This is a genomic window from Nocardia crassostreae (assembly GCF_001613405.1).
GTDB classification, from domain to species: domain Bacteria; phylum Actinomycetota; class Actinomycetes; order Mycobacteriales; family Mycobacteriaceae; genus Nocardia; species Nocardia crassostreae.
This window is the reverse complement of the sequence record NZ_BDCH01000006.1, coordinates 219,994-233,464: the sequence shown is the minus strand read 5'-3', so window position 1 is coordinate 233,464 and position 13,471 is coordinate 219,994. Positions and strand designations below refer to the sequence as shown.

7 protein-coding genes are annotated in these 13,471 nt (G+C 67.9%); 4 read left to right on the top strand and 3 right to left on the bottom strand.

All coding sequences use genetic code 11. The features are described 5' to 3' along the window. Window positions 1-82: 82 nt before the first annotated feature. Window positions 83-946 carry a hypothetical protein gene (locus NC4_RS04020; RefSeq protein WP_245721478.1) on the bottom strand — a complete coding sequence of 288 codons (864 nt, stop codon included), beginning with the start codon at window positions 944-946 and terminating at the stop codon, window positions 83-85. Window positions 947-976: 30 nt separating this feature from the next. Then, window positions 977-1,543 (bottom strand): TetR/AcrR family transcriptional regulator, encoded by a 567-nt coding sequence (locus tag NC4_RS04015; RefSeq protein WP_067532444.1) that lies wholly within the window; start codon window positions 1,541-1,543, stop codon window positions 977-979. 105 nt (window positions 1,544-1,648) lie between these two features. On the opposite strand from NC4_RS04015, the gene NC4_RS04010 reads away from it, so the two are divergent. Further along, entirely contained in the window at window positions 1,649-3,244 is a 1,596-nt protein-coding gene (locus tag NC4_RS04010; RefSeq protein ID WP_067532341.1) for an MFS transporter, read from the top strand. A gap of 87 nt (window positions 3,245-3,331) precedes the next feature. Here NC4_RS04010 and NC4_RS04005 read toward each other — a convergent pair whose 3' ends face one another. Further along, a complete protein-coding gene (locus NC4_RS04005) occupies window positions 3,332-5,152 on the bottom strand; it encodes a DUF4407 domain-containing protein (RefSeq protein WP_067532338.1) in 1,821 nt (606 codons plus the stop codon). Between the two features lie 889 nt (window positions 5,153-6,041). On the opposite strand from NC4_RS04005, the gene gltB reads away from it, so the two are divergent. The 3 genes from gltB to NC4_RS03990 all read left to right on the top strand — a co-directional run bounded on the left by gltB (window position 6,042) and on the right by NC4_RS03990 (window position 13,396). Beyond that, window positions 6,042-10,691 (top strand): glutamate synthase large subunit, encoded by a 4,650-nt coding sequence (gene gltB, locus NC4_RS04000; RefSeq protein ID WP_067532336.1) that lies wholly within the window; start codon window positions 6,042-6,044, stop codon window positions 10,689-10,691. 44 nt (window positions 10,692-10,735) lie between these two features. Continuing rightward, complete coding sequence (locus NC4_RS03995) at window positions 10,736-12,205, top strand: glutamate synthase subunit beta (RefSeq protein ID WP_067532328.1); 1,470 nt, start codon at window positions 10,736-10,738, stop codon at window positions 12,203-12,205. A gap of 294 nt (window positions 12,206-12,499) precedes the next feature. Next, window positions 12,500-13,396, top strand: a complete 897-nt coding sequence (locus tag NC4_RS03990; protein WP_084528429.1) for a cutinase family protein — start codon at window positions 12,500-12,502, stop codon at window positions 13,394-13,396. Window positions 13,397-13,471: the final 75 nt, after the last annotated feature.

Below are 13,471 nucleotides of genomic sequence, written 5' to 3'. Positions count from 1 at the left end.
TCCTCGGCGGCGGCGCGATGCAGGGCGGCCGGACCGAGGACGGGTTCCGGCGGTGCGGCCGGGAGGGCGCGCTGCGGCTCGGTCATCGGCGGGCCTGCTCGGGCCAGCGGATATCCCAGGCCTCGCGGCGGCAGCGGCGGTCCACATAGGAGACGACCTGCGCCGCGGATTCCACCATTTCGAGGAAGGCCACCAGGAACAGGCCGAGCACGATGAGCATGACCGTCACCGTCCAGCGCCGGGTCCCGGTGATATCGGAGAGCAGTCCGGGCACCACCAGGAACGGCACCAGCAGCACCACGACCAGTCCGCGCAGATACATCAGCACCCCCACCAGTCGCCATTCCGCACCGGCCACAAGCAGTTTCGAGCGCGCCGCCGCGATCCGGTAGGTGGCCGATTCGTCGAATATGGCGGGCACCGTGGCGAACTGCCGCGCCCGCAGCCAGAGCAGCCACAGCAGCGCGAAGGGCACGGTGAACATGAGCGGCGCGCCCAGCGCCAGCACGCCGATGCCGATGAGCGTGTAGACCACCTGATACCCGAGCAGCGGCCCGGCCTCCGAGGCCAGTTGCTGCAATGCCCACTGCCAGGTGATCGGCTGCCGATGCACCGCGGCCAGGCCGACCGGCGCGGTGACGCCGCGCACGAACATGCGCAGGGCCCAGGCGCACACGAGGGTGGTGAGCAGTGCGGCCCAGAAGACCCCCGCGTCCGAATCCCCGGTGGCCAGCGAGACCAGGGCGGTGGCGCCGACCGCCAGCGCCGCCGTGACCACGATGCCCACCCCGAAGAGCGTCGCCAGCATCCGGATTCGCGTCTGGATGAGCGCGAACGGCAGATCGATCAGTTCCCGGAATTGCAGGGGGCGGACAGGCACCGGCTCGGTGGCCGGTTCCCCCACCGAGCCGGCCGGGCCGACGGAATCGGCGGCAGCAGGCAACACGTCGCCGAGTCTAGTGCGCTGATCCCGGGTTCACCCTTCGGTATTGAGCAGGCGGGCGACGACCTGGCGGTAGAGCTCCGGTTCGACGGGCGGGAGGCCGAGCAGGGCGCGCAGGTAGACGCCGTCGCCGACCAGGCGCACGATCTCGGCGCGCACCGGATCGGGGATCTCGTTGTCCAGGGGCTCTTTCCAGGCGTCGAGCACCTCGGTGAGGGCGCGGTCGGCCTCGGCGCGGCCGGGGTCCTGGGGTCCGTCGACGCTGCGCATGACGGCCAGCATGGAGCGGTAGAGCGCGAGTTCGAGGGCGTCGGCGTCATCGTCGGGATGGGGTGCTTGCAGATACCACTCGGCCACGGACTTGCCTTGGTCCATCGCGGTTCGCACCTGGTGCTCGGTGCGTTCGCCGACACGGCGCAGCAGCCCGGCGAGCAGGGCGTCCTTGCTCTTGAAGTGATAGAGCAGCCCGCCCTTGGAGACGTCGGCGGCCGCCGCGACGCCCTCCAGCGTCACCTGGGACAGGCCCTTGTCCAGCAGCAGGGTTTCGAGGGCGTCGAGGATCCGGTCACGGGTTCCGGACCGGTCGCGGGGAGTGGTCACGGTCGTCAACTCTAACGGTCGGTCGGCTTCAACTGTACCGTCTGGACGGTAATGTCTGGTACTGTACCGTCCGGACGGTAAAAAAACTCCCAGAAGTGAAGGCCAATGACCTGCCACACGGATCCGCGACCCGCTGCCACCGCGGCGGGCCGGACGCCCGACCTCGACTCGCCCAAGGCCCGCCCCCGCGATTGGGCGGGACTGGCGGTGCTGGCCCTCGCGCTGCTGCTGATCGCGGTGGACGCTACGGTCCTCGACCTCGCCGTTCCGGCCATCACCTCGGATATCGCGCCGACCACGCCGCAGCTGCTGTGGATCATCGACGTGTACTCGTTCGTGCTGGCCGGTCTGCTGATCACCATGGGCACCCTCGGCGACCGCATCGGGCGCCGCCGATTGCTGCTCATCGGCGCCATCGGTTTCGCCCTGGCCTCGGCGCTGGCCGCCTGGTCGGTGAATCCGGAAATGCTCATTGCCGCCCGCGTCCTGCAGGGTGTCGCCGGTGCGACCCTCATGCCCGCGACCCTGGGCCTGATCCGGTCCATGTTCGCCGACGCCCGTGAGCGCACCCTCGCCATTTCGGTCTGGGGCGCCATGGCGGCCAGCGGTGCGGCCTTCGGCCCGCTGCTCGGCGGCTGGATGCTCGAGCACTTCTGGTGGGGTTCGGTATTCCTGGTGAACCTGCCGGTCATGGCGCTGCTGGTGGTGCTTGCGCCGATCCTGGTGCCGGAATCGCGTGACCCGAATCCGGGCCGCTTCGATCTGGCGAGTGCCGCGCTGTCCATGCTGGCGTTGATCCCGATCGTCTACGCGGTCAAGGAATTCGCCGCGCACGGCGCGAACCCGAAGCTGGTTCTGATCGCCGGACTGGGCGTGCTGGCCGGTGTGGTGTTCGTGCGCCGCCAGCGCGGTCTGGACGCCCCGCTCATCGACCTCGACCTGTTCCGCCTGCCGCCGTTCCGGGCCGCGGTGCTGACCAACCTGCTGTCGGTGTTCGCGCTGGCGGGCATGCTGTTCTTCGGCTCGCAGTATCTGCAGCTGGTGCTCGGCAAGTCCCCGCTGGAGGCCGGTCTGCTGCTGGTACCGGGCACCATCGGCAGCATGGTGGGCGCCCTGGCCGCGGCCTGGCTGCTGCGCCTGTGGCGGCCGCCGACCGTGCTGGCCGGTTCGCTGGTCGTCGTCGCCATCGGCGCCCTGCTGTATTGGCTGCTGCCGGTCGACCCCTCGGGTTCCCCGCTCCCGTTCGTCATCGGCTTCCTGCTGATCGGCCTGGGTGAGGGTGTGGCCCTGACGGTTTCGTCCGACCTCATCGTCAGCACCGCGCCGGAGGAGCGCGCGGGCAATGCGGCCGCCATCTCGGAGACGGCCATGGAGATGGGTATCGCGCTCGGTGTCGCGGTGCTGGGCAGCGTGGTCATGGCGGCCTTCCGCCACGGGCTGGACCTGTCCACCGTGCCCGCGGCCCAGCAGGACGCGGCCCGCGAATCCCTCGGCGGCGCGGTCGAAACCGCGCGCGCCCTCCCGGAACCCGTGGCCGCGCCTCTCCTGGACTCGGCGCACTCCGCCTTCGTCAGCGGTATTCACCTGGCCGCCACCGGCACCACGGTGATCCTGCTGTTCACGGCGTGGCTCGCCTACCGGGCGGCGACCCGTGCGCCGCAGGCGACACCGGACGAGTTGTCGACGACCCAAGTCGGGTAAGGCGCGAAAAGGGCTGTGGCCCGCAAGTTTCCGTGTTCAACGTGAAACATTGCGGGCCACGGCCGTGTTCGCGGGCGGATCCGGGCGCTACTTCTCGTTCTTGCCCGGGGGCAGTTCGCGGGGGCTGCGGTGCTCGAGTTCCGGATTGTGGCGGGCATCGAGCGCGCCCTGGTGCGGGGCCGCGGGCAGGGGGTGGCCGGGTTCGATGACCTGGCCCGCGGGCAGCGCGCCGTAGGTCGGGTACTGGGCGTAGGGCTGGTCCACCACGGCGGCCATGCGCTGGGCGTAGGCCTGCTGGGGCGAACCCGGCGGCAGTTGGTAGCCGTATTGCTGTTGCGGGGCGAAGGCCTGCTGCTGCGGCTGGGCCGAATCCTGGGAGTCGATGGTGACCTTGCGGGTGCGCTTGAGGGTGAAGGTGATCTCCTCGGCCTCTTCGAAGGCCTGGCGCACGGTGCGCAGCGGGTGGGTGGCGGTATCGATGGCATTGGCCACGAAGGACGGCACCAGCGGGCGGATCCAGCGGGCCGCGGTATCGGTGAACGGCACCGTGCCGATGATCGGAAGTTCCAGTCCGCCACCCCGGTTGGCGGGCGCGGGCCGCTGGGCCGGAGCGGCCGGGGCGAGCGCGCCGCCGGTCTGCACCGGGGCCACCGTTCCCGGCATGAGCTGTGCGGGCAGATTCGACGGTGCCACGATCCCCTCCTGAGACACGGAACTGTCCTTTCCTTCTCCGGTCGATGTCCCCGCCGGAAGTTCGTGCTGTGCGGCGCGGTCGAACTCGTCGACGGCGCGCTGCTGCGGTTCGGTTATGCCGATCTGGAAGTTCCCGATGGCGGCGATGATGCGGGTGCGCTGGCGTTCCCGGTCGATGGCGGTATCGGCGTGCGCGGCCAATTTGGCGGCGGTGAGCTGTTGTTCGGCGCGCAGGCTCTCGGTCTCGACCCGCACCTCGGCCTGTTTGACGGCAATGGCGGCGGCCGCGGCCTGATCGACCCGGCCGGTCGCGGTGCGCAGCGCGATCTCGCGGTCGAGGGAGGTCTCCCCGCGCCACCGGCGCAGCAGCAGCGGCAGCAGGGCCAGCACGATGAGCAGCAGCCAGGTCGCCAGGCGCAGCGCGAGCGCGCCGAAATGATCGGTGGTGTAGTCGTTCATGGCCACCCAGCGCGCCCCGAGTCCACGATCGCCCGCGGTGTAGGCGTTGTCGCGGGCGGCGGCGAGCGCCGCGTCCTTCTCGGTGATCCGGGCGTCGAACCCCTCGATCTTCGCGCGCGCGGTGGTCAGCTGGGTCCGCGCGTCCTCGAGCATCTGATTGGCGGTGCGCTCCTCGGGCCCGCGCCCCGGCACGCCGGTAATGCGGGTCTGCGGGCATTCCGGCGTCGGATTGAATTCACAGCGCGCCGTCACCAGCGCGGTGTCGATATCGCTCTGCGCCTTGGCGATCTGCTGATCCAGGCCGGTCCGGTCGGCGCGCGCGGCATCGAGCTCGGCGCGCGCGGTGCTCACGACGGGCGCGGATTCCACATTGCGCGTGGCGGATTCGTCGAGCAGCCGGTTCACGGTGCCGCCGAACAGGACGGTGCACGCCAATTCGGCGATGACCACGCCCGCGACCACGGCGACGCCGATCCGGCCCGCGAATTCGGCTCGCGCCCGGCCGTTCTCCTCGCGCCCGGGCGTCGCGCCGGTGGCAAGCGCCCGGGAAACGGCCCCCACCAGCAAGGTCGCGAGCAGGGCCAGCAGAATGATCATGAACAGCGGCCAGTCCGCCGCCCCGGTCGCCACCGCGGTCACCATGCCCGCCGTGAGCGCGAATGCGCCGACCACCGCTCCGGTCACCGCATAACCGCCGTGTTCGTGCTGGTCGGTGAGCCGCGCGTGCGCGCCGCCCAGCCAGGTGAGCAATGTCATGGGAGCTCACATCCTCTAAGTCCCAGGCTGATTCGGCCTTGCGAAACCGTCGCTGATTCGTTGTCTCAGCGTCACATGTCCGCGTCGGTTACACCGAGCCTGGCGGCTGGGATGTGGCCAAGCTCACAATGGCGTGTTTCGGGCGTGTGACGTGGGTTCGATCACGCTGGGAACTGCCGGAATATCGCCGGAATCCGTGGGCCGGTACGAAATATCTGTTTGCCAAACGTGTGCTGAAAAGCACAAAAGAGGAAAGATTCCGTACGTTCGTCTGGTTGCCTGACCACGTCGCCCGGACTGCCGGGGACCCATGGGAAGGTGTCCGGAAAGTTAGCCGCCTTACATCCGGTTTGCCGGGATCCCTTGCGGGGAAATCTGTTTCATTGCAGGTGAGGGGCCTTTCCGGAGCTGCGCCGGAGGGCGCCCCTCGCGCGGAATCAAGTGGGCAACTCAACTGAAACGCCCGTGCACGCCTGCTTTACACTGGAGAACGCGCAAATTGTGGAGGACCGATGAAGAAGCCCAGCTAGACACTGTTATTAGTGCAACCTAAGTTGGTTGGGCTGTTGTCCTGACTTATCGTTTGCTCTGACGTCGAACTCGACAAGTTCGACATATCTCCCCATATGGACCAGAGACCCGATCGGTGCTCAGCCTAGCGGGCGAGAACGGCGCGGTAGGTAGCGAGCACGTAAGCGCTCGGTTACCACCGAGCACCCGACTACATCACCGAGCGGGTGAAACAACTGGAGAGTTGACTGCACGGGATGACCATCAGCGCCGCTGGTCTCCGAAACGTCCGGGCGCAGTCTGACCGGAGGCTTTGGACGAAGGCCGCATTCTTGCTGCTGTACGAACCGAAGGCCTGCTTTTTTGTGAAGGCAGAGGCATGACGCAACTTCCTGGCCACAGGTCCCCTGGACCCCGCGGGCTCTATGACCCGGCGAACGAACACGACGCCTGTGGTGTCGCATTCGTCGTCGACATGCACGGCCGCCGCAGCCGCGACATCGTCGACAAGGCTATTACGGCATTGCTGAACCTGGAGCACCGAGGCGCAGCGGGCGCCGAACCCAATTCGGGTGACGGCGCGGGCATCCTGATCCAGCTCCCGGACAAGTTCTTCCGTGCGGTGGTCGACTTCGACCTCCCCGCCGAGGGCTCCTACGCCACCGGTATCGCCTTCCTGCCGCAGGCCCGCCGTGAGGCTGCCCGCGCGGGATACGGCGTGGAGAAGATCGTCCGCGAGGAGGGCCTGGAGGTTCTCGGCTGGCGCAAGGTCCCTATCGACGAGTCGTCGCTGGGCGCCCTGTCGCGCGATGCCATGCCGACCTTCCGGCAGATCTTCATCGCCTCTCCGAAGGGCGCCGCCGAGCAGCTCACCGGCATGGACCTGGAGCGCCGGGCGTACGTCATCCGCAAGCGCGTGGAGCACGAACTCGGCAAGGCGGGCGCCGGTGAGGGACCCGTCGGCAAGGAGTCGGTGTACTTCCCGAGCCTGTCCGGTCAGACCTTCGTCTACAAGGGCATGTTCACCACGCCGCAGCTGCGCGCCTTCTACCTGGACCTGCAGGACGATCGCGTCGAGTCGGCGCTGGGCATCGTGCACTCCCGCTTCTCCACCAACACCTTCCCGTCGTGGCCGCTGGCGCATCCGTTCCGCCGCGTCGCGCACAACGGTGAGATCAACACCGTCTCCGGTAACGAGAACTGGATGCGGGCCCGCGAGGCGCTGCTGAAGTCGGATGTCTTCGGCACCGATCACGAGGGCAACAACCGCCTGGAGAAGATCTTCCCGGTCTGTACCCCGGGGGCGTCGGACACCGCGCGTTTCGACGAGGTGCTCGAGCTCCTGCACCTGGGCGGCCGCAGCCTGCCGCACGCGGTGCTCATGATGATCCCCGAGGCGTGGGAACGGCACGCGTCCATGGACCCGGCCCAGCGCGCCTTCTACCGCTACCACTCCTTCCTCATGGAGCCGTGGGACGGCCCGGCCTCGGTGTGCTTCACCGACGGCACCGTGGTCGGCGCGGTGCTGGACCGCAATGGTCTGCGCCCCGGCCGCGTCTGGGTGACCGAGGACGGTCTGGTCGTGCTGGCCTCCGAGGTCGGCGTGCTGGATATCGATCCGGCCACCGTGGTGCAGAAGACCCGGCTGCAGCCGGGCCGCATGTTCCTGGTGGACACCTCGCAGGGCCGCATCATCTCCGATGACGAGGTCAAGTCCTCGCTCGCCGCGGAGGCCCCGTACCAGGAGTGGCTGGACAACGGCCCGACCAAGCTGTCGGACCTGCCGGACCGCCCGCACGTGCACATGTCGCACGATCGCGTGCTGATCCGCCAGCAGATCTTCGGATACACCACCGAGGAGCTGAACCTGCTGGTCTCGCCGATGGCGCAGACCGGCGGCGAGGCGCTCGGCTCCATGGGCACCGACACCCCGATCGCGGTGCTGTCGTCCCGGCCGCGGCTGCTGTTCGACTACTTCTCGCAGCTGTTCGCGCAGGTCACCAACCCGCCGCTGGACGCCATCAGGGAAGAGGTCGTCACCTCGCTGCGCAGCATGATCGGCCCGGAGGCCGATCTGCTGAACCCGGGTCAGGAGTCCTGCGGTCAGATCACGCTGACCCAGCCCATCCTGGACAACGACGAGCTGGCCAAGCTGGTCCACATCAACGACGACGGGTCCCGCAAGGATCTGCGCTCGGTGGTCGTGCACGGTCTGTACCCGGTCAAGAAGGGCGGCAAGGGGCTTCGCAAGGCCATCGAAGCGGTTCAGCGGCAAGTGTCCGCTGCCATCGACGGCGGCGCGCGGATCATCATCCTGTCCGACCGCGAATCCAACGAGAAGCTGGCGCCCATTCCGTCGCTGCTGCTCACCGCCGCGGTGCACCACCACCTGGTGAAGGAGCGCACCCGCACCCAGGTCGGCCTGGTGGTGGAGGCCGGTGACGCCCGCGAGGTGCACCACATGGCCCTGCTGGTCGGTTTCGGCGCGGCGGCCATCAACCCGTACATGGCCTTCGAGTCCATCGAGGACATGCTGGAGCGCGGTTCGCTGCAGATGCCGGGCAGCACCGGCGATCTGGCGGCCGACTACCGCAAGGCCGTCTACAACTACAACAAGGCCGCCGGTAAGGGTGTGCTGAAGGTGATGTCCAAGATGGGCATCTCCACCATCGCCTCCTACCGTGGCGCGCAGCTGTTCCAGGTCGTCGGCCTGGCGCAGAGCCTGGTGGACGAGTACTTCACCGGCCTGCGTTCGCCGCTGGATGGCATCGGCCTCGACGACATCACGGGTGAGGTCGCCGAGCGGCACAAGGTGGCGTTCCTGGAGAACCGCAACGAGCGCGCGCACCGCGAGCTCGAGGTCGGCGGCGAGTACCAGTGGCGGCGCGAGGGCGAGTACCACCTGTTCAACCCGGACACGGTGTTCAAGCTGCAGCACGCCACCCGCTCGGGGCAGTACTCCGTCTTCAAGGAGTACACCAAGATGGTGGACGACCAGTCCGAGCGACTGGCCTCGCTGCGCGGTCTGTTCAAGTTCAAGTCCAAGGGCCGCAACCCGATTCCGCTCGAGGAAGTCGAGCCCGCCAGCGAGATCGTGAAGCGCTTCTCGACCGGCGCCATGAGCTACGGCTCCATCTCGGCCGAGGCGCACGAGACCCTGGCCGTGGCCATGAACCGCCTGGGCGGTCGCTCGAACTCCGGTGAGGGCGGCGAGCATCCGGCGCGCTTCGAGCCGGAGGACAACGGCGACTGGCGGCGGTCCGCGATCAAGCAGGTGGCCTCGGGTCGCTTCGGCGTGACCGCGCACTACCTGACCAACTGCACCGATATCCAGATCAAGATGGCGCAGGGCGCCAAGCCCGGTGAGGGCGGCCAGCTTCCGGCCCACAAGGTGTACCCGTGGGTCGCCGAGGTCCGGCACTCCACGCCCGGCGTGGGTCTGATCTCGCCGCCGCCGCACCACGACATCTACTCGATCGAGGATCTGGCGCAGCTCATCCACGACCTGAAGAACGCGAACCCGCAGGCGCGGATTCACGTGAAACTGGTCGCGGAGCCGGGCGTCGGCACCGTCGCTGCGGGTGTGTCCAAGGCGCATGCCGATGTCGTGCTCATCTCGGGCCACGACGGCGGCACCGGCGCCTCCCCGCTGACCTCGCTCAAGCACGCGGGCGGTCCCTGGGAGCTCGGCCTGGCCGAGACCCAGCAGACCCTGCTGCTCAACGGTCTGCGCGACCGCATCGTGGTGCAGGTCGACGGTCAGATGAAGACCGGCCGCGATGTCATGATCGCCGCGCTGCTGGGCGCCGAGGAGTACGGTTTCGCGACCGCTCCGCTGGTGGTCTCGGGCTGCATCATGATGCGCGTCTGCCACCTCGACACCTGCCCGGTCGGCGTCGCGACCCAGAACCCGGTGCTGCGTGAGCGTTTCACCGGCAAGCCGGAGTTCGTCGAGAACTTCATGCTCTACATCGCCGAAGAGGTGCGCGAGCTGCTGGCGTCGCTGGGTCTGCGGACCCTGGACGAGGCCATCGGCCGGGTCGATCTGCTCGACACCACCAAGGCCAAGGAGCACTGGAAGGCCAGCAAGCTGGACCTGTCGCCGATCCTCGACGATGTCGAGACGGCGTTCATGTTCCAGGATCGCCGCCGCACCAAGGATCAGGACCACGGCCTGGACAAGGCCCTGGACAACCAGCTCATCGCGCAGGCCTCGGATGCGCTGGAGCGCGGCAAGCCGGTCAAGTTCGACACCAAGATCACCAACGTGAACCGGACCGTCGGCACCATGCTCGGCCACGAGGTGACCAAGCTGTACGGCGGCGTCGGCCTGCCCGACGACACCATCGACATCACGTTCACCGGTTCCGCCGGTAACTCCTTCGGTGCGTTCGTCCCGGCCGGTATCACGCTGCGCGTGCTCGGCGACGCCAACGACTATGTCGGCAAGGGTCTTTCGGGCGGCCGCATCATCGTGCGCCCGTCTGCCGACGCCCCGTCGGACTTCGTGGCGGAGCAGAACATCATCGCGGGCAACGTGATCCTGTTCGGCGCCACCAGCGGCCAGGCCTTCATCCGCGGCACCGTGGGTGAGCGCTTCGCGGTCCGCAACTCGGGCGCCACCGCGGTGGTCGAGGGCGTGGGCGACCACGCCTGCGAGTACATGACCGGTGGCCGCGTGGTCATCCTCGGCGAGACCGGCCGCAACTTCGGCGCCGGTATGTCGGGCGGTATCGCGTTCGTCTACAACCCGAACGGCAGCTTCGAGGCGAACCTGAACACCGAACTGGTGGATATGGAACAGCTTTCCGGCGACGATGCCGCGTGGCTGCAGAACGTGATCACGCAGCATCGCGACGAGACCGGTTCGGCCGTGGCCGAGCGCCTGCTCAGCGACTGGTCGCAGCAGGCGGGCAAGTTCGTCAAGGTCATGCCGCGCGATTACAAGAAGGTCCTGCTCGCCATCTCCGAGGCCGAGAAGGCCGGACGGAACGTGGACGAGGCGATCATGGAGGCCGCTCGTGGCTGACCTGACCTTCTTCGAGAACTTTGCTAGCACGACTGGAGTGGTAAATGGGTGACGCACAAGGCTTCCTGAAGCACACTTCGCGGGAACTGCCGAAGCGCCGTCCGGTTCCGCTGCGCCTGATGGACTGGAAGGAGGTGTACGAGGAGAACTTCTCCAAGGACACCCTCCGCACCCAGGCCAGCCGCTGTATGGACTGCGGTATCCCGTTCTGCCACAACGGCTGCCCGCTCGGGAACCTGATTCCCGAGTGGAACGACCTGGTGTACAAGGGCGCGTGGAAGGAATCGTTCGACCGGCTGCACGCCACGAACAACTTCCCCGAGTTCACCGGCCGCCTGTGCCCGGCCCCGTGCGAGGCGTCCTGCGTCCTGGGTATCAACCAGGATCCGGTGACCATCAAGCAGGTCGAGGTCGAGATCATCGAGAACGGTTTCGACGAGGGCTGGGTGACCCCGGTCTACCCGACCCGTCTGACCGGCAAGAAGATCGCCGTGGTCGGTTCCGGCCCCGCCGGTCTGGCGGCTGCCCAGCAGCTGACCCGGGCCGGGCACACCGTGACCGTGTTCGAGCGCGACGACCGCATCGGCGGCCTGCTGCGCTACGGCATTCCGGAATTCAAGATGGAGAAGCGCTTCATCGATCGCCGCGTGGCGCAGATGGAGGCCGAGGGCACCATCTTCAAGGCGGGCGTGAACGTGGGCGTGGACATCACCGCCGAGCAGCTGCGCGAGCAGTTCGACGCGGTGGTGCTGGCCGGTGGCGCCACCATCGCCCGTGACCTGCCGGTGCCGGGCCGCGATCTGGACGGCATCCACCAGGCCATGGAGTTCCTGCCGCTGACCAACCGGGTGCAGCTGGGTGACGACATCACCGATGCCGAGGGCCTGCCGCCGATTCACGCGCGCGGCAAGAAGGTCGTCATCATCGGCGGCGGCGACACCGGCGCGGACTGCCTGGGCACCTCGCACCGCCAGGGTGCGGAGTCGGTGCACCAGTTCGAGATCATGCCGCGTCCGCCGGAGGAGCGCGCCGGTTCCACGCCGTGGCCGACCTACCCGCTCATGTACCGCGTGTCCTCGACCCACGAGGAGGGCGGCGAGCGCGTGTTCTCCGTCAATACCGAGCGTTTCGTGGGCGAGAACGGCAAGGTCACCGGGCTGCAGGCGCACGAGGTGAAGATGGTGAACGGCCGTTTCGAGAAGGTCGAGGGCACCGACTTCACCCTCGAGGCCGATCTGGTGCTGCTGGCCATGGGCTTCGTCGGACCGCAGAAGAACGGTCTGCTCGAGGGCCTGGGCGTCGGTTACGACCAGCGCGGCAATGTCAAGCGCGACAATGACTGGGCCACCACGGTTCCCGGCGTCTTCGTCGCGGGCGATATGGGCCGCGGCCAGTCGCTGATCGTGTGGGCCATTGCCGAGGGTCGCGCCTGCGCCTCGGCCGTGGACAAGTTCCTCGAGGGCGAGACCGCACTCCCGTCCCCGATCACCCCCACCATGGTTGCCCAGCGATAGCTCGCAAACCCGAAGCGCCCGTGAGCCACTGGCTCACGGGCGCTTCGCTGTCTGAACGGCGGAAGAATTCGGACAGATTCAGGCAGTTGGTTGGAGGAGTGGGCAAGGCCCCTTTATTGTTATGCGCGGTGTGTCGCTGATCTCTGTCACGCGGTCTGGTTCGCGCATCTCATACGGGGCGGTTACTACGGTTAACCCCCAGTGCACCGGATCGACATCCGGCGACTTCACCATGATCGGGAGTCGGGACGGTAGCAGCGGTCCCGGGCAGCAAATGGCGTGAACTGGAGCAGTATGCGGTTGAAGAAGGTTGTCGCCGCTGCGGGGGCAGCGGCGAGCGTGCTCATGGCGGGAATCGTGATCGGCAGCGGTCCCGTTACGGCGGACCCGGGATGCCCGGTCATGTATACGGTGGCGATTCCCGGAACGTGGGAGACCGGCAGAGACAAGGCGCCCGAACCCGGAATGCTCTCCGATGTCACCGATGGACTACCGGGTCAGGTCGATTACGTGGTCTACGCGGCCACCGCCTTCCCGTGGGAGGGCGACGTCTACGGCGCGTCCAAGAAGGACGCCATCGACAAGGCGCGAGGCTTGGTGGCGGCCATGGGGTCTCGCTGCCCCGGCACCACCATCTCCATCACCGGCTACAGCCAGGGTGCGGATGCCGCGGGTGATCTGGCCGCCGAGATCGGCACCGGACTCAGCGTGGTGCCGCCGGATCGGATCGGCGCGGTCGCGCTCATCTCGGATCCGCGTCGCTCGCCCACCGATATTCAGGTCGGTCCGGCCGTGCCGGGTATGGGTGCGGGCGGTCCGCGCGTCGGCGGCTTCGGCTGGATCGCGGACAAGGTCCGCACCGTCCGCGCGCTCGGCGATCTGTACTGCTCGACCGAGGAGAGCGACTTCGTCAGCCGCTTCGTGGGCTTCCTGGCGCAGACCTCGAATCCGAACCCGGTGAACCTGTGGCGGTATCAGCTCGAATTCGGCGCGATCATGAACGATCTGATGGCGCAGGGCGGCATCCCGACCTTGCAGTCGCAGCTCAGCGAGGGCGCGAACGAGGAGCGGGCCAAGCAGTTCGAGCAGTTCTTCCGCACCGGTAAGCACACCAGCTACGGGTACTACCCGGTCGGCGGCGGGCAGACCGCGCTGACCTGGATGCACAATTGGCTGGCCGACGCGGCGTAAATCGCGGGAACTACATGCGGGCGGGCACGTTCCGGGGCAACAGGTCCCAGACGTGCCCGTTCTCATTGATGGTGC

What these genes read in the sequence shown, in the direction of transcription:
- NC4_RS04010 (WP_067532341.1), top strand. Translation starts at nt 1,649, where the DNA reads ATGACCTGCCACACGGATCCGCGACCCGCTGCCACCGCGGCGGGCCGG.
- NC4_RS04005 (WP_067532338.1), bottom strand. Translation starts at nt 5,152, where the DNA reads ATGACATTGCTCACCTGGCTGGGCGGCGCGCACGCGCGGCTCACCGAC.
- gltB (WP_067532336.1), top strand. Translation starts at nt 6,042, where the DNA reads ATGACGCAACTTCCTGGCCACAGGTCCCCTGGACCCCGCGGGCTCTAT.
- NC4_RS03995 (WP_067532328.1), top strand. Translation starts at nt 10,736, where the DNA reads ATGGGTGACGCACAAGGCTTCCTGAAGCACACTTCGCGGGAACTGCCG.
- NC4_RS03990 (WP_084528429.1), top strand. Translation starts at nt 12,500, where the DNA reads ATGCGGTTGAAGAAGGTTGTCGCCGCTGCGGGGGCAGCGGCGAGCGTG.